This is a genomic window from Serratia sp. PL7, assembly GCF_945957435.1.
On record NZ_CAMFLB010000001.1, the window covers coordinates 1,867,454 to 1,891,422 of the forward strand.

The following is a 23,969-nucleotide window of genomic DNA, read 5'->3' on the forward strand; positions in this document are numbered from 1 at the left end:
CCCCACCGCGCCGGCAGCACGCCGGACGCTTTATTCTCATTGTCAACGGAGGCGAACATGAGCCTGTATGCAACCCTGGAAGAAGCCATCGAGGCCGCACGCGAAGAGTTTCTCGACACCGCCGAAGGCGGCAGCGGTGACGAACCGCCAGTGCCGCAGCAGTTCAATCTGCAAAAGTACGTGATGCAGGATGGCGACACGATGTGGCAGGCGGAGTTCTTCGAAGAAGAGGGTGAAGCGGTGGAATGCCTGACGCTGCGCAGCGGTGCGGCGGCACAGGCGATCTTCGACGGGGACTACGACGAGGTGGAAATTACCGCCGAGTGGATAGACGAAAATACCCTGTATGAATGGGAAGAAGGCGACTTCCAGCTCGAACCGCCGCTGGATACCGAAGAAGGCCAGGCCGCGGCCGATGAGTGGGATGAACGTTAACCCGCACCACATTTTTATCGCCAAGGAGGCAACATGATTATCCGCCGGGCCCGCTCTACCGACTACCCCGCCATTTTGCAGCTGCAGGGGGAAAACGTGCCGGAAGCGCTCGACGAGCGCCAAAAACGGCAGGGATTTATCGTATCGCGCATGAATGAGGCGCAGCTGACGGCGATCAACCGCGGCATCGGCATACTAGTGGCCGAACAGGAGAACCAACTGGCAGGGTTCGTTTGCCTGATGCCTGCCGACGTGCAACCGCGGCCACCGGTGGTGGATGCGATGCTGGCGACGCTCGCCACGCAGTCCTTCGCCGGGCGGGCGCTGAGTGAGCAGCGGGTGTTTCTCTACGGCCCGGTTTGCCTCGACGCCGCCTGGCGCGGCAAAGGCGTGCTGAAACGCCTCTACGCCGCCGTCAAAGCGCACACCAGTCATGACTACGACGTGGGCGCGCTGTTTATCGACGACGACAATCCGCATTCGTTGGCCGCTCACGTGCAAGGGTTGGGCATGACGGCGCTGGCACCTTTCCACTGTGGGCAGAAAGGCTATCAGCTGGTGGTGTTCGCCACCCGCTGAGCAGGTTTATTCATAGGGGCCGTGCTGCGCATCGAACGGCAGCATAAAGGTGTCCACCACCATCGACAACGGCACATCTATCACCGTGACGTAACGCCAGGGCGTATCGCGCAAATCCCACTGCACGCCGGGATAGTACTGGTGGCCATGCCCTGCGCCGGGCATGGTGCGGCTGATGATGCTGCCGCAACCGGTTAAGACCATCACGCCGGCCGCCACGCAGGCCAGCCGAAGGTAGGAAGAGAGCTTCACGACATTGACTCTGAGCAAAGGGTTGTTTCGCGAGTGAACAACGCATCGGCCGCAGTCTATCACAGTTCCCTTTCTCCACCGGCATCGGCGCGCGTAAGCAAAAGGTAAAAAAAAAACGGGGAACGCGCCATGCGCATTCCCCGTTTGAGCGTTGCCGTTCAGCGATTAACGCCGGCCCGTTGGGTGCGCCAGCGGGTTGTGCGGCAACTGCTGATAGTGCTCACGCCAGGCGGCGCCTTCCGGCAACAGCCAAACGCGCTGGTGCAAACGAGCCAACGTAACCGGATCGCTCAGCAGCTCCAGACGTTTGCCCTTCACCAGTTTCTCCGGCCCCAGCTGCAGCGCTTCGTTCACCCGCTCCTCGCGGTTGCGATCGAGCGTCGCACGCAGATGGTGACGCGCCGTCGCCAACGCCGTCGCCAGCGCGTTGAAGGATGGGTTGACCACCGCATGCATAAAGCCGTTGGTCAGCGCGCGGTTGCGGTTGAGATGCAGATATTCTTCCGTCGCCAGCAACTCGCGCGGCGGGTTGTACTCTTCCGGGATCAGGAACAGCTTGGCGCGTTTGCTCTTCATGCCCAGCGTTGCGCGGCTCGACAGCACCGACACGAACGGTGACAGGATCAGCGAGAACACGATCGGCGCTAACCACCACAGGAAGCGCAGATCCAGCCACGCCATGCCGCCGGCCCACACCAGGCCCAGCAACATCTGCGAGCCATGGCGGCGGAACGCTTCACCCCAAGGCGTATCGTCATCGTCACGCTGCGGAGAATTCCACACCACTTCCCAACCGAGGAAGGCGCTCACTACGAACACGGTATGGAACAGCATGCGCACCGGCGCCAGCAGCACCGAGAACAGCATTTCCATCAGCATCGAAATGAACAGGCGGAACGCCCCACCGTACTCTTTCGCGCCCTTGGCCCAGATCAGCACAATACTGAGCAACTTCGGCAGGAACAGCAGCACCAGCGTGGTGGAGAACAGTGCAATCGCCAGCTCGGGCCGCCACTGTGGCCAGACCGGGAACAGCTGCCGCGGCTGCAGGAAGTATTGCGGTTCCATCAGCGTATGCACCACCTGCAATGCGGTGGAGAGCGCCAGGAACATGAACCACAGCGGCGCCGACAGGTAAGACATCACGCCGGTCAGGAACACCGCACGGTGCACCGGGTGCATACCCTTCACCAGGAACAGGCGGAAGTTCATCAGGTTGCCGTGGCACCAGCGGCGGTCGCGTTTCAGCTCGTCCAGCAGGTTTGGTGGCAGCTCTTCGTAACTGCCCGGCAGATCGTAAGCGATCCACACGCCCCAGCCGGCGCGGCGCATCAGCGCCGCTTCAACGAAGTCGTGCGACAAGATTGAACCGGCGAAGGAGCCCTCGCCCGGCAACGGCGCCAGCGCACAGTGCTCGATAAACGGCTTCACGCGGATGATGGCGTTATGGCCCCAGTAGTGCGACTCGCCCAGCTGCCAAAAATGCAGGCCGGCGGTAAACAGCGGCCCGTAAACCCGGGTAGCGAACTGCTGCACGCGCGCATACAGGGTATCCATACCGGAGGCCTTCGGCGCGGACTGGATGATGCCGGCGTTCGGGTTGGCTTCCATCAAACGCACCAGCCCGGTGAGGCATTCGCCGCTCATCACACTGTCGGCGTCCAGGATCACCATGTAGCTGTACTCACCGCCCCAACGACGGCAGAAGTCGTCGATGTTGCCGCTCTTGCGTTTTACGCGACGGCGGCGGCGGCGATAGAAGATGCGGCCGTGGCCGTCGACATCGCGGCACAGCTCCATCCACGCCTTTTGCTCCGCCACGCAGATGTCCGGATCGTAGCTGTCGCTCAGCACGTAGATATCGAAGTGTTCCAGCTGACCGGTCGCGGCGACGGACTCATAGGTCGCACGCAGGCCGGCGAACACGCGTTCGACGTCTTCGTTGCAGATCGGCATGATCAGCGCGGTGCGGTGCGCCGGGTTGATCGGCTCATCGCCCTTGATGGTAGAGGAAATACTGTATTTGTCCTTGCCGATCAGCAACTGCAGGAAGCCCATCAGCGCGGTCCAGAAACCGGCCGAGACCCAGCAGAACAGCACGGCGAACAGGATCAGAATGCCGGTTTGCAGCACATACGGCAGCAGTTGCAGGACCGACTGCATCAGATCCTGATCCAACATGGCGATAGGATCGATCAGCGCCCAGCCCTGATAAGGCAAGATGGTTTTCATGTACCAGGTGGCGATGCCGGTCTGCACCAACATCAGCACCAGCAGCACATAGCGGCGCATGGAGCCGACGACACGCCAGCGGTTCTCGGCCGCGGCTTCCTCTTTGGTGGCGTGCCGATTGTGCGGCGAACGCCCCAGCAGAGAATCCCAGAAGCGCGCCACCGGGTTGGTGCGCCAGGCTTCCGGGAACATGGTGGTGCGTTTGATCGGCGGCGTCGCCTTCAGAATGGCACGCCCTTCGGCGTCGGTATCGAAGTCGTCATCGCTGACCGCATCCGGCCAGGCGTTTTCGATACGCGGTTTGACCGAGGCCAGCGCCACGTCATCCGCCGACAGGCTATTGACGTTGGCGTCGGCGGCGCCCATCTGCCGATGGAGCGCCTCCAGAGCCTGAGCGTCATCCGCCGTTTGAGGGTTGAGCGCCTCTGACCGCTCAGCGGTCAGAGGCAACGCCGCAAGATAATCCTGGGCGGGTTGAGTAGGCTTATTCATTGGCAGGTAGCTGATAGCTCCAGGTTTCCGACAGAGTCTTATCGCCATTGACCAGCGCCGCACGCATTTCTACCGGCTTCTTGTCGTCTTTCACTTTCAGACGCACCGTCAGGCGCCAGCCTTTGGTCACTGGGTTATAGCGGACGTTGTTTTCTACCATTTCACCATTGTCGCCGATGCTGATCTGAGAGGCGACCGGGGTATTGGCATCCAGTCCTTTCAGCACCGGGCCAACGAAGTCGACCAGGAAAGCCACGCTGCCGTCTGGCTCGCGAATCAGGTTGGACTGCTTCACGTCACCGGTCGAACGCATGGTCCGCGCCACATAGGCGATGTCTTGCGAATGCAGCTTGTCTTCATCGCGGGTGAAGTTCAGGCGGTAGCTCAGCGTCAGCGGCTTTTTGGCTTCCGGCAAGGTATCCGGCGTCCAGAACGCGACGATGTTGTCGTTGGTTTCATCCGCCGTCGGGATCTCCACCAGCTCGACCTTGCCTTTGCCCCAGTCGCCCTTCGGTTCGATCCAGGCGCTCGGACGCAGATCGTAACGATCGTCCAGATCTTCATATTCTTTGAAGTTGCGACCGCGCTGCAGCAGACCGAAGCCTTTCGGATTCTCAACGGTATAGGTGCTGACGGACAGGTGTTTAGGATTGTTCAGCGGACGCCAGATCCACTCGCCGTTGCCGGCATGGATAGACAGACCGTTGGAATCGTGCAACGCCGGGCGGTAGTTCAGCGTCGGTGACGGCTGGTTCGGCCCGAACAGGTACATGCTGGTCAGCGGCGCCAGGCCCAGTTTGCCCACCTTGTCGCGCAGGAACACTTTAGACTCGACGTCCACGGTGGTGTCGCGGCCCGGGATCACCGTGAAGCGGTAAGCGCCGGTGGCACGCGGGGAATCCAGCAGCGCGTAGATCACCAGGTGCTTGTCGCCCTGCTTCGGACGTTCAACCCAGAATTCGCGAAAACGCGGGAACTCTTCGCCGGACGGCAAAGCGGTGTCGATAGCCAGGCCGCGAGCGGAAAGCCCGTAAACCTGCCCTTTACCCACCACGCGGAAATAGCTCGCGCCCAGCAGGCTCATGATCTCATCGTTTTTATCGGCGCTGTTGATCGGATAAAGCACCTTGAAGCCGGCAAAACCGAGATTTTTCACCGATTCAGGGTCGTGTTTGACCGAACCGAAGTTGAAGTAATCTGGGCTGTACTTGATCTGTTTTACGCTGGTGGAGGTGACTTCGTTGATTTTCACCGGCGTATCGAAGTACATCCCCTGATGATAAAACTCAAGCTTGAAAGGGGTTTTCAGCTTGCTCCAATAGGCTTTATCGTGATTGAACTGAATCTGCTGATAGTCTGCGAACTTCATCTCGCGGAACTGAGAAGGAAGGTTGCTCTTCGGGGCTTCGAAACCTTTCGCCGCCAGATCCTGCGCCTGCTTGGCGACATCATCAATAGAAAAGGCCCATGCCGGCGAACTGAACAGCGTGAACAATACGGTAGCACCTAACCAACGAACGCTCGCGGCGCGTGGTTGTCCGGATAATATATTAACTAGCACATCCCCCCCTATTCGTGTGCTCAAATCATTTAAATCCATATTAATGGATTACTCAGCTTTCCGACAACATGATAAATGGATGGTTCATGTTTACGGCTCATTGTTTAAGCAGCTGATGGAACACCAGCGTAGCAAGCCGCGCAACAAGACGCTATGGAAAAATGCGGGGGGCTATAGTAGGGTTCCGGATAACAATTTAACGTTTGACGACTTATTAAGCGTGTTAATGAACTCTCGATTAAATCACCAGCGGTAATCTATGACTAAAGGCAGCAAACAGCGCGAGTTTTTCCTCGATTCGATCCGAGCCTATTTGATGTTGCTCGGCATTCCGTTTCACCTCTCCCTGATTTATTCCAGCCACGCCTGGGCGGTGAACAGCGCGTCGCCCTCCTTCTCGCTCACGGTGCTGAACGACTTCATCCACGCTTTCCGCATGCAGGTGTTCTTCGTGATCTCCGGCTACTTCTCCTACATGCTCTACGAGCGCTACGAGCGCCATCAGTGGTTGAAGGTCAGGCTGGAGCGGGTGGCGATCCCGCTGTTGAGCTCCATCCCGCTAATTACGGTGCCGCAATTTTTCATGCTGAAATATTTCACCGATAAATTAAACGGCTGGGACGAGTTTTCTCTCTATCAGAAAATAAATGTAACAGTTTGGGAATTGGTGTCTCATCTGTGGTTCTTATTGACCCTGTCATTGTTGACCTTCGCCTGCTTTTATCTGTTCCGCAAAATCAAGCGTCAAACCCGCGATCCTATTCCACCGTTAATAAACAGAATGCGTGGATTAGGAAATGTCTCACTGTGTTTCTTTATTTATGCGGTATGCTATTCGGCCGCGCACCGTATTATTTTAATTTTCGCGCCGCAGCTATTATCCAATGGCCTGTTCAATTTCGTGGTGATGGAGACGATGTTCTACCTGCCGTTCTTCATCCTCGGCGCCTATGCGTTTAAGTATGTGTGGCTTAAAGAGATTTTTCTGCGTCGTTCGCCGCTGGCGCTGCTCGGCTCGCTGCTGCTGTTTATCGCATATATGCTGAACCAGAAACTGTTGGCGCACAGCAGCTATATGTTCGAGCTGGAAGTGGTGATCAAAACCCTAATGGGGATCCTGATGACCAATGTGGTGTTCTCTTTCGGGCATAACCTGCTGAATTATCACTCACCGCGCATCACCTATCTGGTCAACGCCTCGCTGTTTATATATCTGGTGCACCACCCGTTGACCCTGATATATGGCGCTTTCGTGACGCCGTATATCGGCAATAACCTGTTGGGATTTTTGCTGGGCCTGCTGTTTGTGTTCTCGCTGGCCTTCGCGTTATATGAGCTGCACAAGCGCATTCCGGTGCTGCGTTTCCTGTTCTCCGGCAAGCCGCAATAACCTTGTCCCCTGTAAACCTGACCGTTCGCAGGGGTTTTCTGTCATATTAACGCCGCGCAGAAAGCCTATACTGGTCGTTTGCATACAGAGCACACATTGCTCAGCCTGGCGTCGCCCGTTAGGGCACAGTGATACGGTAGCATAGATTACCTAGTCGTTATAACTGCAATGCATAAGTAAAAATCCATATCCCTGCCTTACGGTAGTGATTGGGCTCGACACCCCCGAAGGGCTGCGCGATCGTTTAATTCATTCGATGGCGTTAGCTGCATCTCCCTTCCGTCACGACAGAGAGGATTTTGAATGACCGATAAGAACACCCCGGCTCAGGAAGCCGTAGCGGAAAACGCTACCCTGCTGAAGATCCTCGGCAGGCTGCTGTCCGCGCTGGACGCCTCAATCAGCGGCAAAGAACGCAGCGTTTTGGTCGCTGAGCTCTCCAACTTTAATCTCGACGGCATTTCTGAAGCGGAAAGCAAGCTGGCCACCGAGCTGATCAAACGGGCGCTGGAATCGCTCGACCACTAACCCTACCGCGCCTGCAAACCATTAAGCCTGCCTGCGCGGGCTTAATGGTTTTTCCTCCGAGCCGCTCGATCATTGTTGCCACAGCAAAAATACAGCAGCCTGATAATGTTGGATAAAAGGCAGAATTTCCCCTCTTCTCCTCACTTTCTTAGTTTAATCGTACCAAAGGGCAATAATTGATCGATTGTTTTCACAATCAGCCTTGGCGTTTTACCCACTAAACACGTTATCATCGGCACACGCGCAGTGCCCCCTATCCCCAGCCTCAGGAGAGCGAAATTTTGGATGCCAGCACCATTAACAGCTTGTTCGTCATCGGTGCCGTGCTGGTGGGGGCAAGCATTCTGCTCAGCTCATTTTCTTCCCGACTCGGCATTCCGATCCTGGTGATCTTCCTGGCGATCGGCATGCTGGCCGGCGTCGACGGCCCCGGCGGCATCGTCTTCAGCAATTACCCGGTCGCTTATCTGGTCAGTAACCTCGCGTTGGCGGTGATCCTGCTCGACGGCGGCATGCGCACCCGGGTCAGTTCGTTCCGCGTGGCACTGTGGCCAGCACTGTCTCTCGCCACCGTCGGCGTGGTGATCACCGCCGGCCTAACCGGCATGGCCGCCGCCTGGCTGTTCAACCTCGATCTGCTGCAGGGCTTGCTGATCGGTGCCATCATCGGTTCCACCGACGCCGCCGCAGTCTTCTCGTTGCTGGGCGGCAAAGGGTTGAACGAACGCGTCAGCGCTACGCTGGAGATCGAATCCGGCAGCAACGATCCGATGGCGGTATTTCTCACCATCACGCTGATTGCGATGATCGCCGCCGGGGAAACCGCGCTAAGCTGGACCTTCCCGCTGCATCTGATGCAGCAGTTCGGCATGGGCATCGTCTTCGGTCTCGGCGGCGGCTGGCTGCTGCTGACGCTGATCAACCACATCAAGCTGGCGGACGGTCTCTACCCGCTGCTGGCGGTGAGCGGCGGCATTCTTATTTTCGCGCTGACTACCGCGCTGGACGGCAGCGGCATTCTGGCGGTGTACCTGTGCGGTCTGCTGCTGGGCAACCGTCCAATCCGCAACCGTCACGGCATCGTGCAAACCTTCGATGGCCTGGCCTGGCTCAGCCAGATCGGCATGTTCCTGGTACTCGGCCTGCTGCTCAACCCGCATGAGCTGCTGCCGATCGCCATCCCTGCCCTGCTGCTGTCGCTGTGGATGATCCTGTTCGCACGCCCGCTGTCGGTGTTTATCGGCCTGCTGCCGTTCCGCAGCTTTACCCTGCGCGAACGCGGCTTTATTTCCTGGGTTGGCCTGCGCGGCGCGGTACCGGTGATCCTGGCGGTGTTCCCGATGATGGCCGGGCTGCCCAACGCCCAGCTGTTCTTTAACGTGGCGTTCTTCGTGGTGCTGGTCTCCCTGCTGCTGCAAGGCACCACGCTGTCTTTCGCCGCCAAAAAGGCCAAGGTGATCGTGCCGCCGGCGCTGACGCCGATCTCCCGCGTTGGGCTGGACGTGCACCCGGAAAACCAGTGGGAACAGTTTGTGTATCAGCTTTCGGCGGAAAACTGGTGCGTCGGCGCCGCGCTGCGCGAGCTGAAAATGCCGCCCAATACCCGCATCGCCGCCCTGTTCCGCGGCAAAGAGCTGCTGCACCCTAGCGGCAGTACCCGGCTGCGCGAGAACGATATCCTGTGCGTTATCGGCCATGAGCACGATCTGCCGATCCTCGGCAAACTGTTTAGCCAAGCGCCGGCCGTGACGCTCGACGAACGCTTCTTCGGCGACTTTATCCTGCAATCCGACGCCCGTTTGAGCGACATCTCACAGGTTTATGGCCTCAACCTGCAAGACGACGTGGACGAGCAGCAGACGCTGGGGCAGTTCGTCATTCAGCTGATCGGCGGCGAACCGGTGATCGGCGACCAGGTGGAGTGGGACGGCCTGACCTGGACCATTGCAGAAATGGACGGCAATCAAGTCAGCAAGATAGGCGTCAGGATCGTGACCGACTGACGCTGCCGCACAGCGGCGCAATCAGATGAGGGAACTTCTGGCCTTAAGAACGTTCTTAATCACTATCACGATGTATGCGATTCGGCGCCGCTGAATTATATCCCTTTGATATAAAAACTTAACAGCGGCGCCCACAGGGATTAAGGGTGTGAACGGCAAGACTCGATTTCTTTCGGTGATGATGCTCATGGCGCTGGGTGTAGCGGCAGCCGATCTCAGCATCGCCGGTTTGGTCCATAGACTTTTAATTGGATAATTTTAACGTGACGCAGCAGGAACAAGAAAAAGACATTCTGGGGAAAATACTGGTGACGGTGTCCGCGCTTTGCCTGATTCTGGTGGCGGCGTTCCTGATCTGGGGATTCGTGCTGGATTGATGCCACGCGACGCTCAGACATAAAAAAAACCGCCGCGGCGGTTTTTTTTATGGGTCAGGCGATCAGATCTTGCAACCTTCGCAGTCCGCTTCGTCTTCGAGGATTTCAGGGACCTCTTTTACCTTCTGCGCCGCTTTTTCTTCGGCTTTCGCCAGTTCGGCATCGATATCAAAATCGAAAATATCATCACTCATCGCTTGGTCCTTATTCTGCTTCATGTTCAAACGCTGAGTATAATCGACAAGCCGCCGGCCGGAAACCTTTCAGTTTGCCGCCGCCAGCTGCGGTGGCTCATCCTGCGGCTTTTTTCCGTATGCCATATCGTACACGTCGTAGAAGTCGATTTCGCCCTTGTTGCCGATGATGACTCGCATCTTCTGTTTCAGCGCGGCGCCGATGGAGGGCTCATCCAGCAATTGCTGCACCGCATAAGGCGACAGCGCGCGCGTGAAGTACCATTCGCCATTGTAGCAAACCCGCAGATCCAGTACCCCGATGTCCTCGAAGCGGTAGACCGGCCGGATCTCGATCAGCAGCATGGCGAACATGAACAGCACGAAGGCGGTGAAGCCCAGGAAGGCATACACCCCCATGTACGGCACCTGATACATCACGGCGATCACCGCAAAGTAGCCGGCGAACATGGCAAGGCACAAATAGCGGTGAGTACGGGCGAATTCGCTGTTGAAGCGCGGCTTGCCGTCACGCCCTTCGCGCCGATTGATCTGCTCAATCTCTTTAACCAAGATGCTTTTAATCGCGTCCATCGTTACAACCTTATGCTGGAAACAGCATTGCCATCAAATCTCACTGCTAAAAGTAACACAAGTACAGTTTTGCCGGGTAGATCAGTTAGCCAACTTAATGATGGCAACTGTTATAGTTTGGCTTCAGCGCGGCTGAGCGGCCTTGCCTTGCGCAAACATGAACATGCGCTGGGCCACATCGTCAGCCTGTTTGATTTTCTGCTTTTGCGGTTCGTTGCTGCGCTGAATGGCGCGGGCGTAGGCGATTTCATGGGCCTGATCGATCATCGCGATGATCCGATCACGTTCGGTCTTCTCCATATTGCCTAACATGGTGGTGATAATCGCCTGATAAGCGTTGGACGCGGCGGTCAGCGCTTTCTCTCTCGCCTCGAGGGCGGCGACGCGTTGCAAGAGTTCCTGCAGTTGATCGGAGTGAGACATATCGACCTCCTGTTGCCGGGCAGCAAGCCTGCCTGATTACAGTTTAGCAAAGGATCGAAAGAGAAAGAGGAAGGAAAGCCAGCGGTTACGGTAAAGCACACCCGAAAATCCCAACGAGGAGCCGATAGTGCAAATCAACCCGGGTGCGCTTTACGGTAAGCGCGATGAGACGAAGGAAGAAAGCTGGCGCGCTATGCAGGACTCGAACCCGCGTCTATCAATTTTCAAGCCAAAACAAGCCATTATAAAACCAATCACTCTGCCAACTGAGTTAATAGCGCGTTCCTTCGCTTCGGGGCGCCATTATCCATAACAACATTATGGATTCAAGCTTTTTTAGCATAATGCCCTGACTTTACGGATAAATCTTAGGTTATCACCAGCATGATGGCCTTACGGCAGCTCAATAATCGGGTAATCGCCGGCGATGAGCGGCTTGCACAAAATCTTGTAGCCATCGCTGTCGAAATGGCTGGCCGCGCTCTGTAGCTGCTCCGCCTGCGCCAGATCGCCGACCGAGCCCAGATAAAACCAATTGTGGATCACATGGTACTGACGCAGCGTCTCGCCCTGCTCCTCCAGCGCCACGCGCCCGGCGAACGGCCAACAGGCGATGCGCAACTGCTCAAGCGCCGCGCCGAGCCGCAGCGCATGCTCCTGCGCCGACTCCACGCCACAGCAGGCGCCCGCGCACTTGCGCAGGCTGTAGCGGAAACAGGCTCGCCCTGCCGGCAGCTTGTCGATCCCCAGCTTGCCGTAACATAAACGATGCTCATCGGCGATGGCGCGCAGCTTTTCCAGCGCGGCGTGGCGATTGGCAAACAGCCCGTAGAGGTGGGGCGTGACGGCGAAGTCGATCTCTTTGGCGTGAGCAATCGTCACCGCATCTGCCTGCAAGCGCAGCGCGCACAGCTGTTTCGAACGCCGCAGACGTTTGTTGAACAGCGGCTGTTGCTGTTTGATCAATTGCGCCTCCAGCAGCAATGCCCCCAACTCGCCTGCGGTCTCGATAAAGCTGATGCGCCGGGTTTGGCGCAGCATTTTAGCCTCGTCCTGCGCGCGGAAGTGCGCCATCACCCGGCTGCGTATATTGACGCTTTTACCGATGTAAAGCGGCAGGCTCTCGCTTTGACCGTGAAACACATACACGCCCGGCCCTTTGGGCAACGGCGCCAGGCAGGCGCGCAGGTGCTCCGGGTATTGGTAAATGTCGAGTTCTGGCTCGAGGCGGTTTGGCATCATGGCGGTGGTGTTATCCTGCTGATGAATGAATACTGGTTTTTTACCCAGTATAACGCCCAACGCAGCCGGTTGCACACGTGGTGGATAATAACTCGCCGTGATCTTTAGCGGGAAAGCCTTTACTATCCCCTTTCCAGCGGGAAAGCGCCTCACGTTTAGCGCCAGTTCAAGCTGGCGCTGCCATGATGGCAGACTGGAACCGCCGCTTTTATCGTTATGGAAAACCTGGGTATGTCATCACTGAAACTCCCCTCCCGCCGTCTGGCGTTGATCGCCGCCATCGTTTTCATCGCCGTCGCCGTCGCGCTGGCCATTTTTTGGCAACGCCCGCCTCAGCAGGATTACGTTACCGCGCCGGCCCGCCTGGGCGATATCGAAAACGCCGTGCTGGCCACCGGGCGGCTGGATGCCATCGAACGCGTCAACGTCGGCGCCCGCGTCTCCGGCGAAGTCAAATCGCTGAAGGTCAAGCTGGGCGATCGCGTCACCAAAGGGCAACCGATCGCCGACATCGACGATCTGCAACAGCGCAACGATCTGCGCAACGCCGAGGCAGCGCTGAACGTAGTCAAAGCCAATATATTAGCCAAACAGGCCTTGCTGAAACAGGCGGAGTCGCGTTTTAAACGCCAGCGCCGCATGCTGAACGACGAAGCCAGTTCGCGGGAAGACTTCGAGACCGCCGAAGCCTCGCTCGCCACCACTCGCGCCGATCTGCAGGCGCTCAATGCGCAGTTGGTGCAATCGCAGATCGAAGTCGAAAAGAAAAAAATCGATCTGGGCTATACCCGCGTGGTTGCGCCGATGGACGGCATTGTTATCGCCGTGGTCACGCAGCAGGGACAAACGGTCAACTCCAGCCAAAGTGCACCGACCATCGTCAAGCTGGCGCGGCTGGATATGATGACCATCAAGGCGCAGATCTCCGAAGCCGACATCACCCGCATTTCGCCGGGACAAAAGGCGTACTTCACTATTTTCTCCGATCCGGATAAGCGGTACGACGCCACGCTGCGCACCATCGAGCTGGCACCGGAATCGGTGATGAAAGACGACTCGCTCGCCGGGACCAGCTCTGCTTCCGGCTCCGGCACCTCGAACGCCTCGGTCTATTACAACGCGCTGCTGGACGTGCCCAACCCGGAAAACCGCCTGCGCATCGCCATGACCGCGCAGGTGTCCTTGCTGCTCGGCGACGCGAAGAACACCCTACTGGTGCCGATCCAGGCGGTGCATAAAATCGATGGCCAAGAGCAGCAGGTGCAGGTGCTGACCCAAGACCAGCGGCTGGAAACGCGCAAAGTGACCACCGGCATCACCAACAACGTCGACATTCAGATCCTCAGCGGCCTGAAAGCCGGTGAAACCGTGGTGCTGTCGCAGCCCGCCGCCAAATCGGCTGAGGATGGCATCTTCCTGTGAACGCGATCATCGAACTAAAAGGCATCAGCCGAACCTACACCAACGGCGGCCAGGCGCTGACGGTATTGAAAGACATCGATCTGACCATCGCCGCCGGCGAGCTGGTGGCGATCATCGGCGCCTCCGGTTCCGGCAAATCGACGCTGATGAACATCATGGGCTGCCTCGACGTGCCGGATCGCGGCGACTACTACATCAGCGGCCAGAACGCCGCCCACCTGTCGCCGGACGAACTGGCCCGCCTGCGCCGCGAGCATATCGGCTTTATTTTCCAGCGTTACCACCTAATGCCCGATCTCAGCGCGCTGGGCAATGTCGAAATCCCGGCTATCTACGCCAACGCCCGGCGCGATCAGCGGCGGCAGCGGGCGGCGCAACTGCTGGCGCGGTTAGGGCTTGAGGGACGCGAAGACCACAAACCCGGCCAGCTTTCCGGCGGCCAGCAGCAGCGCGTCAGCATCGCCCGTTCGCTGATCAACGGCGGTGAGATCATCCTGGCGGACGAACCGACCGGCGCGCTGGACACCCAATCCGGCCAGGAAGTGCTGGCGATCCTGAGCGAACTGAATCAGCGCGGCCACACCGTGGTGATCGTCACCCACGATATGAAAGTGGCGCAACATGCGCAGCGCGTCATCGAACTGCAAGACGGCAAGATCATCGCTGACAGTGGCCGCAAGTCGGCGTCCGGCCCATCGTTGCCGCCGCCGAACCGCAGCCGGCAAAGCGGCTGGCAACGCCTGATCGACCGCACTCGCGAATCGCTGCACATGGCGTTGAAGGCGATGAACGCTCATCGTCTGCGCACCGCGCTGACCATGACCGGCATCATCTTCGGCATCGCCGCCGTGGTCACGGTAGTGGCGCTGGGCGAAGGCGCCAAACAGCGCACGCTGGAAAACCTCAAAGATCTCGGCACGAATGTGGTAAGCATCTATCCGGGCCGCGATTTCTTCGATGACGCCATCGACAGCATCCGCACCCTGGTGCCGGCCGATGCCGACGCGCTGGCACAGCAAAGCTTCGTCGACAGCGTCAGCCCGGAAGTAGACGCCTCCGACAGCATCCGTTTTCGCAGCAAATCCGCCACTGCCTCGATCACCGGCGTCGGGCGCGACTATTTCCGCGTTAACGGCGTCGAGCTGTTACAAGGCGTGACTTTCCGCGACGATCGTAATGCGCTGCAGGAAGTGATCATCGACGACAATGCGCGCCAGGCGCTGTTCGGCGATTTCGGCGTCGAGCCGCTCGGCCAGATCGTGTTTCTCGGCTCGGTGCCGGCCCGGGTGATCGGTGTGGCTAAAAGCAATCGCAATTACGCGCCCAATCGCATCACTGTATGGATGCCCTACAGCACTGTCATGTATCGCATGGTAGGCAAACCGACGCTCAGCGGCATCACCGTTCGCCTAAAGGACAATGTCGCCAGCGAATCGGCCGTCACCGCTATCACACAGCTGTTGACCCAGCGCCACGGCGTAAAAGATTTCCGTTTGTACAACTTCGATAAAATCCGAAAGTCCATCGAACGCACGTCAATGACTTTTAGCCTGCTGATCCTGATGGTGGCATCCATCGCGCTGGTGATCGGCAGCCTGGGGGTGATGAACATCATGTTGGTCTCGGTGACCGAACGCACCCACGAAATCGGCGTGCGCATGGCGGTCGGCGCGCGGCGCAGCGACATCATGCAACAGTTCATGATAGAGGCGGTGCTGGTCTGTCTGATCGGCGGCGCATTGGGCATCGCGCTGTCGTTCGCCGCCGGGTCGCTGTTCACCTCGCTGGCGGGCGGCATGTTCACCGCCATCTATTCCTGGCAAGCTGCCGCGACGGCGTTTTTCTGTTCAACTTTAATCGGCATGATCTTCGGTTATCTCCCCGCCCGTAAAGCGGCAAGGATGGATCCGGTCGTTTCATTGGCCAGCGAGTAACCCATGAAAATTTTATCTCCCCTGGCACTAAGCCTCGTCGCCCTGCTCACCGCCGGCTGCGGCAACGCCCTGAAAAGCGACTACCGGGCGCCGCAGGTCAACTATCCGACGAGCTGGCAGAACGACGCCCACAACGCCGCGCCCACGCCGTTCGACTGGCGCGATTTCCACGATCCTGAGCTCGATCGCTGGCTGCAACAGGTGATGGCGAGCAATAACGATCTGGCCGCCGCCGTACTGCGCGTTTACCGCGCGCAGCTCGAGGCGGAACGCGTCGGCATCAGCACCGCGCCCGGCATCAGCGCCTCATTAGGCAGCGGCATCAATCGCCCGCTGTCCGAGTCCTCCGCGTGGAATAAAACCAGCAACGCGTCGCTCACCACCAGCTATGAAGTCGATCTGTGGGGCAAGCTGGCGCGCCAGCGCGACGCCGCCGAGTGGAGCAGCCAGGCTTCCGTGCAGGATCTGCAGGCGGCGCGCCTGAAACTGTTGGCCGACGCCGCCACCAACTACTGGCGCATCGGTTTTCTCAATCAACAAATCAGCGTCAGCCAGGCGAGCATCGCCTATGCCAAAACGACGCTGCGGCTGGCCAACGCCCGTTATCAGGCCGGCAGCATCTCGGCGCTGGACGTAGTGAACGCGGAACAAAACTTGCTGGCGCAGGAACGCAGCCTGCTGGCGTTACAACACGATCGTCAACAGGCGCTGAACGAGCAGGCGGTGCTGCTGGGCGCACCATCAGGCCAGGCCACCATCGCGCCCGTGCGCCTGCCGACGACGGCGATGCCGCAGATCAACACCGGCATTCCCGCTAGCGTCCTGAGCCGTCGCCCGGATCTCAGCGCTCAAGAGCTGCGGTTGCGCGCCGCCCTGGCCAACGTCGATGAAAAACGTCTGCAATACTATCCTGCGTTCAGCCTGACCGGTTCACTGGGCGCCAGCAGCAGCGCGCTGCTGGAATTCCTGCGTAACCCGACAGGCAGCCTCAGCGCCGGCCTGACGCTGCCGTTCCTGCAGTGGCGGCAAATGGGCGTGGAGATCAAGATCGCCCGCAACGATTATGAACAGCAAGTTCTGGCCTTCAAGCAGGCGCTGTACAAAGCGATGGGCGATGTGAACAACGCGCTGTCACTGCGCACGCAGCTGCTGGCGCAGGAGACGCAGTTGCGCGCCTCATTGGTGTTGGCGCGTAAATCGGAACGGCTGAACGAGGTGCGTTACCGACAGGGCGCCGTCACCATTACCGACTGGCTGAATGCTCAGGAACAACGCCGTCAGGCGGAACTGTCGGTGGATGAAAACCGCTTCGCGCAGTACCAGAATCTGGCGAAAATCTATCTCGAATTCGGCGGTTCATCGGTACCTTAATCCAAACTGCCTGGCCAGTGGGTCAGGCGTTTTTTTTGACGGCAAACACATCAATTTTTCCTGTTTTATCTCCCGTACTCTCTATACTTAAAACATGACCAATTAGACGAAAAATCGTCAAATCGCACATTTATTAGACCATTCTCGCACCAAATCGGTGCAAACACTTAAGTTAAACTGCTGGATTTGATCGCCGCAAGATATAACGTTAAGCTATAGATGCAAAATAATTAGTCACCTAAATGACATAACCTCGGCATAAACGACGGTATTTTGTGATCCACATCCCAACTTAAATGTGGATAATGAATCGTCTTGAACCGCGATTCGATTAGCCGATTTGATAACTCGAAAACAACAGTGAACGGAGATTACGCTTTCACGAACAACGAATAATTCATTAAGGGATGATTATATGAAGTTAAGAAAAAAACGACATAAACCGATGCACATTAACGACATCACCATCATCGATGACAGCAAACTCAAGAAGGCGATCACCGCGGCGGCCCTGGGTAACGCGATGGAGTGGTTCGACTTCGGCGTATACGGCTTTGTCGCCTATGCGCTTGGCCAGGTCTTCTTCCCCGGCGCCTCTCCCGGCGTGCAAATGATCGCCGCACTGGCAACCTTCTCCGTGCCCTTCCTGGTGCGTCCACTCGGCGGCCTGTTCTTTGGTGCCATGGGCGATAAGTTCGGGCGCCAGAAGGTTCTCTCGGTCACCATTATCATTATGGCGGTCAGCACCTTCTGTATCGGCCTGATCCCGTCCTATGCATCGATCGGCATCTGGGCCCCGATCCTGCTGCTGCTGGCCAAACTGGCGCAGGGCTTCTCCGTCGGCGGTGAATATTCCGGTGCGGCGATCTTCGTCGCCGAATACTCGCCGGACCGCAAACGCGGCTTTATGGGTAGCTGGCTGGACTTCGGCTCCATCGCCGGCTTTGTGATGGGCGCAGGCGTAGTGGTGCTGATCTCCAGCATCGTCGGCGAAGCCAACTTCCTCGACTGGGGCTGGCGTATCCCGTTCTTCATCGCCGCGCCGCTCGGCCTGATCGGCCTCTACCTGCGCCATGCGCTGGAAGAAACCCCGGCGTTCCAGCAGCACGTGGACAAGATGGAGAAAGAGGATCGCAACGCCATCGAAAATCCGCCAAAGACCTCGTTCAAAGAGATCGCGGCCAAACACTGGAAAAGTTTGCTGGTGTGTGTCGGTATCGTGATTTCCACCAACGTGACTTATTACATGCTGCTGACTTACATGCCGAGCTACCTCTCGCATAACCTGCACTACTCGGAAGATCACGGCGTTCTGATCATCATCGCCATCATGATCGGCATGCTGTTCGTGCAGCCGGTGATCGGCCTGACCAGTGACCGCATCGGCCGTAAGCCGTTCATTATCGGTGGCAGCATCGGCCTGTTGGCGTTGGCGATCCCGTGCTTCATTCTGATCAACAGCAACGTCATCGGCCTGATTTTCGTCGGCCTGCTGGTGCTGGCGGTGCTGCTCAACTCCTTCACTGGGGTGATGGCCTCCATCCTGCCGGCGATGTTCCCGACGCACATCCGTTACAGCGCGCTGGCGATTTCGTTCAACATTTCGGTACTGATCGCTGGTGCGACGCCGACCGTTGCCGCCTGGCTGGTGGAAGCGACCGGCAACCTGTACATGCCGGCCTACTACCTGATGGTCGTTGCGGTGATCGGTCTTATCACCGGTCTGTACATGAAAGAAACCGCCAACAAGCCGCTGCGCGGCGCGACGCCGGCCGCCTCTGACCGCTCCGAGGCAAAAGAGCTGCTGCAGGAAACCTACGACAACATCGAACAGAAAGTCGAGGACATCAACGCGCAGATCGCCGAACTGGAAAAGAAAAAACAGATCCTGATCGACCAGCACCCCAAACTGGACTGATTCGCTCTGACAAGCAAAAAACCACCCATCCGGGTGGTTTTTTTTGCCTGGCGTGCAGAGAGTGGTAACTTGACCCGGCGGATGCCGAAGGAGAGATGAATGAATCAGTTTCAGGAGATGGCGACCTATATCGCCGTGGTCGAGGCCGCCAACATCAGCGCCGCCGCCCGCCGCTTGGGCACCACCAAGTCGGTGGTCAGCAGACGCATCCAGCAGTTGGAGACGCGCCTTGGGACTGTGCTGTTCGAACGCGGGAAAACGCTTGGGCTGACCGACGCCGGCCACCTGTTCTATCAGCGCGCCGTTCTCATATTAAGCGAAGTGAGCGATGCCGAAGAGTCGGTGCGAACACTGCACGGCCAACTGCAGGGCCCGCTGCGGTTAACCGCGCCGATGGCGTTCAGCATCCGCTATCTGGCACCGCTGTTATCCACCTTTATGGCACAGTACCCGAGCCTCAATCTGGACGTGGAGTACAGCGATCGCCTGGCCAATCTGAATCAGGAGAATTTCGATGTCGCCATCCGTATCGGCCCCTTGGCGGATTCCGACCTGATCGCGCAGCGCATCTGCGCCAACCGCCATTTGATTTGCGCCAGCCCAGCCTATCTTGCCCAGAAAGGCACGCCGATGCACCCGCAACACCTGCAACAGCACCAGGGGTTGCTGTATATTCAGCGCGAACCGACCGGCATGCTGCAGCTCCCCATCGAGGGCGAAATCCGGTCGTTTCGTATCGGTAAACGGCTGCGCACCGATAACGCTTTTCACCTGTTGGCGGCGGCTAAAGCCGGTTTGGGCCTCGCCATCCTGCCCGCATTTATCGCCGCCGACGCGATACGCGCAGGGGAACTGCGCATTGTGTTGGCCGCCTATTCACCCGACGGCGGCGACATTTCCGCCGTCTATCGCCGTTCAAAACGCGCATCCCCCAAGATCAAGGCGCTGGTGGACTTTCTGAGTGAACACATTGGCCATACGCCCAGTTGGGAAACCGCACTCTCCTCTTTCCTGACGTCAACCTGAAAGGTTCGCAGAACGCGAACCCGAGGTTCGAATTTCGCCTGCTTGTTGCTTGTGCTTCAGGGTTTTAGTCTGCAGAACACACACTTTCTGCCCGCTCTGGAGACTCTGCCATGAAAGACTTATCACGCCGTCAGCTGATATCAAAAACGCTTGTCGCTTCAGCCGCCGCCACGCTCGGCGCTTCCACATCGGTTTCCGCATTATCGGCGCAATCACAACCGGCCCAACGGACCAGAGAGACATCCCCTACTTTCGACGTAGTCATCGTCGGCGGCGGTTCCGCCGGCGCGGTGATGGCGGCTCGCCTCAGCGAAAACCCTGCGCGCCGGGTCCTGCTGTTAGAAGCCGGGCACAGTTATGCACCCTACGATTATCCGCGCCTCATCGCGGACAGCGACGTCCTCGGCGCCAATGGCAACCCGGAGTTCGAATGGGGATACCGGACAGAACCCGGCTATGTCAGCCACGCGATCGGCGCTATCCGCGGTAAAGTCCTGGGTGGCAGTTCAGGCGTCAACGGTGCCGTGGCGATCCGCGCCCGTCCGGAAGATTTCAACCGCTGGGATCTGCCGGGATGGGGCTATCAGGACCTGCTGTCCGCCTTCAAAAAACTGGAGACTCGTCATGGCCTGCACGACCGCGCAATCCATGGCGATAGCGGCCCTTTTCCCGTCGTGCAACTCACATTGGATGACATCACGCCAATGCAACGCGCTTTCGTCGCCGCCACGCGCGCCAACGGCTATGACGCGATTGATGATTTTGATGGCCCTTCAGCCAATGGCGTCGGCCCCTACCCGATGAATATCGTCAACGGCGTACGCGTTAACACCGGCATGGCCTATCTGGATGAGAAAACCCGCGCCAGAGACAATCTTACCCTGCGTGCAGATACGCTGGTCGACCGCGTGATATTTGACGGGCAGCACGCGATCGGCGTCCGCCTGGCCAGCGGCGAAGAAATCCATGCCGCTGAAGTGATCCTGAGCGCGGGAACCTACGGTAGCGCCGCCGTTTTGATGCGATCCGGCATCGCGCCTGCGCAACAGTCGAAGCGTCTGGGGATCCCCGTCGTCGCCGATCTCCCCGTCGGCGAAAACCTGGTCGATCACCCCTTTTATTACAATGCCTACGCCGCCCGCCCCGATGTCATCGGCAGCCAATCGCCGGTTATCGGTGCCAAGCTGTGGACCCACAGCAGCCAGGCGGAACCGGGAGAGCTCGATCTGCACATTACCGCGACGCATCTGTTTCCTCATGACCAAAGCCCTACCGGCGTCGGTTTTGTCTTGGCGGTGGCGCTGACTCGGCCACAATCCACCGGACGAGTCTGGCTGGAAAGCCGCGATCCAGCGGCAGCCCCTCACATTGACCTTAACTTCCTGGCGCAAGAGAGCGACCGCGTTCGCTTGCTGGAGGGGGTTAAACTGGCGCGAAAAATAGGGCAAACCGCTCCGCTGTCTACGCTTATCCACAGCGAGCTTGCGCCCGCTGCAGACAGCGACGAGGCCATTCTTGCCTCGATGGCAGCGACGTTGGATACCTATCATCACCCGACCTCTTCCGCGCCGATGGGAAATGCCGGCGAACCGAAGGCGGTCGTTGACCTTCAGGGCCGCGTACACGGCGTATACGGGCTTCGGGTCGTCGACGCATCCATCTTCCCCGACGTTCCCTCCGTCGCCACTAATGTGACGACGATCGCCACCGCCGAGCATATCGCCCGACACTACGCCTGACCGTTTGGCGGCAAGAAAGGCTGTTGAAACCCGGCCGGTCATCCTGATGGCCGGCCTTCGCCATTCCGCAGCGGCACAATCGAAATAACGGCGGCACATTTTATCCTGCCGGGAAACGATGTTACCCTTGTGGCCACCGTCACCTCTGCAAAACATTCTCATGGGCAAAATGGATCTTCCCGTCATCATCGGCATCCTGGTTATGCTAACCCTATGGCTCGGCGCGCTCTTCAACATCGGCGATCTCAGCCTCACTATTTCGCGCCTGTTTCACTGGTTCGAAAGCCAACGTGGATAACCTGGGTTCGCGATAACGCAGGCAGCGAGCAAACATCGGCTATGATTGAAAGACGTTACGTCATTTTCCGAGACTGTCGCTCGCGATAAAGAGGACCGCATCATGACCGACTATGGGTTCTACAATCAAATCCTGACCCGGCTGGCCGCCAATCACCCCGGCACGCTGGATGAGAAAACCTACGAACTGTGGAAGCAGGACGCCACCAGCCCGCACGCCTTCGCCGATCCCTTCGCCTATCTCAAAACCAAGGGGCTGATACAGGCCTATGTGATGAGCGACATCGACGAGAACAACTATGATATCGACCCGCATCAAACGCGGATCACCGCCGCCGGCCTTGAATTCATTCGCAACGGCGGGTTTAAATAAGGGGGATACGCGCCAACAAAAAACCGCCAGACGGCGGTTTTTTTACTCTAAAAGCATCCGGACCGGCTCAGGCGGGGAAAGGCCGATAAAAAATGCGCAGCACTTCGTTATCACCCTGGCGTAAAAAACCGCCTTCCGGCTGCCAGCGCAGATCGCGCGCCAGATTGAGATTTTCCCAGCCGACCGCGCCCCCCACGCCGATGCAAAGATTTTTATTGCCTGCGGCAAATCCCGCGCCGGTACCGATCATGGCATGCAGCAAACGGGGCGCAGCCGCGTCGCGCAGGGAGAATATGCCGATAAAACATCCCTGCGGCGCGCGCAGCATATCGGCCATAGTGCGGATCTCGGTATCATCCGGGCTAACGAAATGTTTGTATTGCTTATCGAACACCGTCTGCCACAACTGCTTGTATTTCGCCTTGCTGAGCGCGCCAGAACGGTGGGCACAAAGCACCACCGCATCCCAGCACATCTCCCCGCTGAGCGAAAGATACTCTTCCGTATCGGTTTGCGGCTTATCGGCGTAATGCCGTGCAAATTCGGCCGCATTCAAATGCGGCGGCACGGCCTGTTTGGCAACGTCACTCTTGTAGCGCTTGAAATTCAACCAATGCATGGGGACTGTCCTCTTCACCCTCTAGATTAATAAACCTGAAGCCGTGGATGAGACGAGCCATCAAATCCAGAGCGTCGTCGGCGATGGCGGTTTCGTCGTCATTCAGCCCCTGTTCCACCGAGCGCTCAATCGCGTTCATCACCGCCGGAGCGCTGGTTTCTTCCCCCTGCGCCACCACGTCTAATACGGCTTTGCCGATCGCCAGACAAAGCTCATGATCAAACTCAACCTCTTTATACGGCTGCATAACCACCCCGATAAATTTTTACCCAAGAATACTAGACCACAATGGCGTATCGCGCCTGTCATCGTAGCGCAGCAAGGTATGCAGCCGAAGAGAAATGCATCAGGCCCCGGGTTGATAGCCCGAAGCCCGATAAAGGCAGGTTATTGCGGGGCTTGATCGGTAGGACGAATGATAAAACACGTGGCGGTTGCCGAGGCCAGCAGCTTCCCTTCCGCCGTTTTGAGCGTGCCTTCGGCGAAAGCGACATTTTTCGACGCATAGACCAGACGCCCCTCGGCGATCAGATCACTCTCCTTTGGCACCGGGCGCAACATTTTAACCTGCAGATCGACGGTGCCATAACCAATCCCTGCGCCCAGCGTACTGTGCACCGCGCAACCGGTCACCGAGTCCAATACCGTAGCGGCGAAACCGCCATGTACGCCCCCCAACGGATTCAGATGGCGCCCGTCTGCTCGCGCCACAATACGGATATACCCCTCTTCAACCGCGTCCGGTTTCATGGGCACCGTTTCAGCGATTGAAGCCGGTGGAATTTTGCCGGCCATCGCAGCCTGTAATAACGCCAACCCCGTCATTTTTGTCGGATCCATTGCTCTCTCCTCTGGTGGTGAACCGGTTATATAGGAGAGGTCTGACCTCTTGACTTGCTTTTTCGTGCTGATGTCGTCAGCCGCCTGCTCTTCAGATTCTCTGAACGTGACCGCCATCACTCTTTAGAGTTAATAACCACAATTTTTTA

Annotated in this window: 24 protein-coding genes and 1 tRNA gene; 14 read left to right on the forward strand and 11 right to left on the reverse strand. The window is 58.1% G+C overall.

Features of this window, described 5'->3' with window-relative positions; genetic code table 11:
- The first annotated feature begins 57 nt into the window (after positions 1 to 57).
- Positions 58 to 435, forward strand: a complete 378-nt coding sequence (locus N6G83_RS08980; RefSeq protein ID WP_043141761.1) for a MysB family protein — start codon at positions 58 to 60, stop codon at positions 433 to 435.
- 33 nt (positions 436 to 468) lie between these two features.
- Positions 469 to 1,014, forward strand: coding sequence for a GNAT family N-acetyltransferase (locus tag N6G83_RS08985; RefSeq protein WP_025302387.1), 546 nt, complete (start codon positions 469 to 471; stop codon positions 1,012 to 1,014).
- Between the two features lie 6 nt (positions 1,015 to 1,020).
- Here the strand turns inward: N6G83_RS08985 and N6G83_RS08990 are convergent, their stop codons facing one another.
- The 3 genes from N6G83_RS08990 to mdoG all read right to left on the reverse strand — a co-directional run bounded on the left by N6G83_RS08990 (position 1,021) and on the right by mdoG (position 5,551).
- Positions 1,021 to 1,218 (reverse strand): YceK/YidQ family lipoprotein, encoded by a 198-nt coding sequence (locus tag N6G83_RS08990; RefSeq protein ID WP_049205154.1) that lies wholly within the window; start codon positions 1,216 to 1,218, stop codon positions 1,021 to 1,023.
- A gap of 213 nt (positions 1,219 to 1,431) precedes the next feature.
- Entirely contained in the window at positions 1,432 to 3,990 is a 2,559-nt protein-coding gene (mdoH, locus tag N6G83_RS08995) for a glucans biosynthesis glucosyltransferase MdoH (protein ID WP_025302385.1), read from the reverse strand.
- Complete coding sequence (mdoG, locus tag N6G83_RS09000) at positions 3,983 to 5,551, reverse strand: glucans biosynthesis protein MdoG (RefSeq protein WP_025302384.1); 1,569 nt, start codon at positions 5,549 to 5,551, stop codon at positions 3,983 to 3,985. Before mdoG ends, mdoH begins: the two co-directional genes overlap by 8 nt.
- A gap of 259 nt (positions 5,552 to 5,810) precedes the next feature.
- Here mdoG and mdoC point away from each other — a divergent pair, with 259 nt between their 5' ends.
- From mdoC to N6G83_RS09020, 4 genes are all read left to right on the forward strand, one after another.
- A complete protein-coding gene (mdoC, locus tag N6G83_RS09005; RefSeq protein ID WP_043141764.1) occupies positions 5,811 to 6,941 on the forward strand; it encodes a glucans biosynthesis protein MdoC in 1,131 nt (376 codons plus the stop codon).
- Between the two features lie 303 nt (positions 6,942 to 7,244).
- Positions 7,245 to 7,469: a hypothetical protein gene (locus tag N6G83_RS09010; RefSeq protein WP_033633376.1), complete on the forward strand. Its 225-nt coding sequence runs from the start codon at positions 7,245 to 7,247 to the stop codon at positions 7,467 to 7,469.
- Positions 7,470 to 7,750: 281 nt separating this feature from the next.
- Positions 7,751 to 9,472, forward strand: a complete 1,722-nt coding sequence (locus tag N6G83_RS09015; protein ID WP_015377414.1) for a potassium/proton antiporter — start codon at positions 7,751 to 7,753, stop codon at positions 9,470 to 9,472.
- 248 nt (positions 9,473 to 9,720) lie between these two features.
- A complete protein-coding gene (locus N6G83_RS09020; protein ID WP_016928228.1) occupies positions 9,721 to 9,849 on the forward strand; it encodes a hypothetical protein in 129 nt (42 codons plus the stop codon).
- Positions 9,850 to 9,911: 62 nt separating this feature from the next.
- Here N6G83_RS09020 and N6G83_RS09025 read toward each other — a convergent pair whose 3' ends face one another.
- From N6G83_RS09025 to cho, 5 genes are all read right to left on the reverse strand, one after another.
- Positions 9,912 to 10,043 carry a hypothetical protein gene (locus tag N6G83_RS09025; RefSeq protein WP_256376330.1) on the reverse strand — a complete coding sequence of 44 codons (132 nt, stop codon included), beginning with the start codon at positions 10,041 to 10,043 and terminating at the stop codon, positions 9,912 to 9,914.
- A 69-nt stretch (positions 10,044 to 10,112) separates the two neighbouring features.
- Positions 10,113 to 10,616, reverse strand: coding sequence for a YlaC family protein (locus tag N6G83_RS09030; protein ID WP_043141770.1), 504 nt, complete (start codon positions 10,614 to 10,616; stop codon positions 10,113 to 10,115).
- 123 nt (positions 10,617 to 10,739) lie between these two features.
- Positions 10,740 to 11,039: a sigma-S stabilization anti-adapter protein IraP gene (locus N6G83_RS09035; RefSeq protein ID WP_025302380.1), complete on the reverse strand. Its 300-nt coding sequence runs from the start codon at positions 11,037 to 11,039 to the stop codon at positions 10,740 to 10,742.
- A 184-nt stretch (positions 11,040 to 11,223) separates the two neighbouring features.
- Positions 11,224 to 11,320 (reverse strand) — tRNA-OTHER (locus N6G83_RS09040).
- Positions 11,321 to 11,432: 112 nt separating this feature from the next.
- On the reverse strand, positions 11,433 to 12,281 hold the full coding sequence (gene cho / locus N6G83_RS09045; RefSeq protein WP_049205152.1) for an excinuclease Cho: 849 nt from the start codon (positions 12,279 to 12,281) through the stop codon (positions 11,433 to 11,435).
- A gap of 216 nt (positions 12,282 to 12,497) precedes the next feature.
- Here cho and N6G83_RS09050 point away from each other — a divergent pair, with 216 nt between their 5' ends.
- The 8 genes from N6G83_RS09050 (at position 12,498) to N6G83_RS09085 (ending at position 22,361) form a co-directional block, all read left to right on the forward strand.
- Positions 12,498 to 13,703 (forward strand): efflux RND transporter periplasmic adaptor subunit, encoded by a 1,206-nt coding sequence (locus tag N6G83_RS09050; protein WP_080352482.1) that lies wholly within the window; start codon positions 12,498 to 12,500, stop codon positions 13,701 to 13,703.
- Positions 13,700 to 15,637 (forward strand): MacB family efflux pump subunit, encoded by a 1,938-nt coding sequence (locus N6G83_RS09055; protein WP_033642649.1) that lies wholly within the window; start codon positions 13,700 to 13,702, stop codon positions 15,635 to 15,637. The genes N6G83_RS09050 and N6G83_RS09055 overlap by 4 nt, the downstream gene beginning before the upstream one ends.
- 3 nt (positions 15,638 to 15,640) lie before the next feature.
- Complete coding sequence (locus N6G83_RS09060; protein ID WP_049205107.1) at positions 15,641 to 17,008, forward strand: TolC family protein; 1,368 nt, start codon at positions 15,641 to 15,643, stop codon at positions 17,006 to 17,008.
- A gap of 415 nt (positions 17,009 to 17,423) precedes the next feature.
- The gene (proP, locus tag N6G83_RS09065) at positions 17,424 to 18,926 is read left to right on the forward strand and encodes a glycine betaine/L-proline transporter ProP (RefSeq protein ID WP_025302375.1); all 1,503 of its coding nucleotides are present in this window, start codon (positions 17,424 to 17,426) and stop codon (positions 18,924 to 18,926) included.
- Between the two features lie 99 nt (positions 18,927 to 19,025).
- Positions 19,026 to 19,952, forward strand: coding sequence for a LysR family transcriptional regulator (locus N6G83_RS09070; RefSeq protein ID WP_025302374.1), 927 nt, complete (start codon positions 19,026 to 19,028; stop codon positions 19,950 to 19,952).
- A 110-nt stretch (positions 19,953 to 20,062) separates the two neighbouring features.
- Positions 20,063 to 21,691: a GMC family oxidoreductase gene (locus tag N6G83_RS09075; protein ID WP_260515143.1), complete on the forward strand. Its 1,629-nt coding sequence runs from the start codon at positions 20,063 to 20,065 to the stop codon at positions 21,689 to 21,691.
- Positions 21,692 to 21,860: 169 nt separating this feature from the next.
- The gene (locus N6G83_RS09080; RefSeq protein ID WP_256376329.1) at positions 21,861 to 21,989 is read left to right on the forward strand and encodes a hypothetical protein; all 129 of its coding nucleotides are present in this window, start codon (positions 21,861 to 21,863) and stop codon (positions 21,987 to 21,989) included.
- A gap of 102 nt (positions 21,990 to 22,091) precedes the next feature.
- The gene (locus N6G83_RS09085) at positions 22,092 to 22,361 is read left to right on the forward strand and encodes a hypothetical protein (protein ID WP_025302371.1); all 270 of its coding nucleotides are present in this window, start codon (positions 22,092 to 22,094) and stop codon (positions 22,359 to 22,361) included.
- 67 nt (positions 22,362 to 22,428) lie between these two features.
- Here the strand turns inward: N6G83_RS09085 and N6G83_RS09090 are convergent, their stop codons facing one another.
- The 3 genes from N6G83_RS09090 to N6G83_RS09100 all read right to left on the reverse strand — a co-directional run bounded on the left by N6G83_RS09090 (position 22,429) and on the right by N6G83_RS09100 (position 23,820).
- Positions 22,429 to 22,980, reverse strand: coding sequence for a hypothetical protein (locus tag N6G83_RS09090; RefSeq protein ID WP_025302370.1), 552 nt, complete (start codon positions 22,978 to 22,980; stop codon positions 22,429 to 22,431).
- Positions 22,946 to 23,227 (reverse strand): hypothetical protein, encoded by a 282-nt coding sequence (locus N6G83_RS09095; RefSeq protein WP_025302369.1) that lies wholly within the window; start codon positions 23,225 to 23,227, stop codon positions 22,946 to 22,948. The genes N6G83_RS09090 and N6G83_RS09095 overlap by 35 nt, the downstream gene beginning before the upstream one ends.
- A gap of 140 nt (positions 23,228 to 23,367) precedes the next feature.
- Positions 23,368 to 23,820: a PaaI family thioesterase gene (locus N6G83_RS09100; RefSeq protein WP_025302368.1), complete on the reverse strand. Its 453-nt coding sequence runs from the start codon at positions 23,818 to 23,820 to the stop codon at positions 23,368 to 23,370.
- Positions 23,821 to 23,969: the final 149 nt, after the last annotated feature.

Bases quoted from the DNA above. Each gene is read 5' to 3' on its own strand.
- N6G83_RS08980 (WP_043141761.1), top strand. From the start codon at position 58: ATGAGCCTGTATGCAACCCTGGAAGAAGCCATCGAGGCCGCACGCGAA.
- N6G83_RS08985 (WP_025302387.1), top strand. From the start codon at position 469: ATGATTATCCGCCGGGCCCGCTCTACCGACTACCCCGCCATTTTGCAG.
- N6G83_RS08990 (WP_049205154.1), bottom strand. From the start codon at position 1,218: ATGGTCTTAACCGGTTGCGGCAGCATCATCAGCCGCACCATGCCCGGC.
- mdoH (WP_025302385.1), bottom strand. From the start codon at position 3,990: ATGAATAAGCCTACTCAACCCGCCCAGGATTATCTTGCGGCGTTGCCT.
- mdoC (WP_043141764.1), top strand. From the start codon at position 5,811: ATGACTAAAGGCAGCAAACAGCGCGAGTTTTTCCTCGATTCGATCCGA.
- N6G83_RS09010 (WP_033633376.1), top strand. From the start codon at position 7,245: ATGACCGATAAGAACACCCCGGCTCAGGAAGCCGTAGCGGAAAACGCT.
- N6G83_RS09025 (WP_256376330.1), bottom strand. From the start codon at position 10,043: ATGAGTGATGATATTTTCGATTTTGATATCGATGCCGAACTGGCGAAA.
- N6G83_RS09030 (WP_043141770.1), bottom strand. From the start codon at position 10,616: ATGGACGCGATTAAAAGCATCTTGGTTAAAGAGATTGAGCAGATCAAT.
- N6G83_RS09035 (WP_025302380.1), bottom strand. From the start codon at position 11,039: ATGTCTCACTCCGATCAACTGCAGGAACTCTTGCAACGCGTCGCCGCC.
- cho (WP_049205152.1), bottom strand. From the start codon at position 12,281: ATGATGCCAAACCGCCTCGAGCCAGAACTCGACATTTACCAATACCCG.
- N6G83_RS09050 (WP_080352482.1), top strand. From the start codon at position 12,498: ATGGAAAACCTGGGTATGTCATCACTGAAACTCCCCTCCCGCCGTCTG.
- N6G83_RS09060 (WP_049205107.1), top strand. From the start codon at position 15,641: ATGAAAATTTTATCTCCCCTGGCACTAAGCCTCGTCGCCCTGCTCACC.
- proP (WP_025302375.1), top strand. From the start codon at position 17,424: ATGAAGTTAAGAAAAAAACGACATAAACCGATGCACATTAACGACATC.
- N6G83_RS09070 (WP_025302374.1), top strand. From the start codon at position 19,026: ATGAATCAGTTTCAGGAGATGGCGACCTATATCGCCGTGGTCGAGGCC.
- N6G83_RS09075 (WP_260515143.1), top strand. From the start codon at position 20,063: ATGAAAGACTTATCACGCCGTCAGCTGATATCAAAAACGCTTGTCGCT.
- N6G83_RS09080 (WP_256376329.1), top strand. From the start codon at position 21,861: ATGGATCTTCCCGTCATCATCGGCATCCTGGTTATGCTAACCCTATGG.
- N6G83_RS09085 (WP_025302371.1), top strand. From the start codon at position 22,092: ATGACCGACTATGGGTTCTACAATCAAATCCTGACCCGGCTGGCCGCC.
- N6G83_RS09090 (WP_025302370.1), bottom strand. From the start codon at position 22,980: ATGCATTGGTTGAATTTCAAGCGCTACAAGAGTGACGTTGCCAAACAG.
- N6G83_RS09095 (WP_025302369.1), bottom strand. From the start codon at position 23,227: ATGCAGCCGTATAAAGAGGTTGAGTTTGATCATGAGCTTTGTCTGGCG.
- N6G83_RS09100 (WP_025302368.1), bottom strand. From the start codon at position 23,820: ATGGATCCGACAAAAATGACGGGGTTGGCGTTATTACAGGCTGCGATG.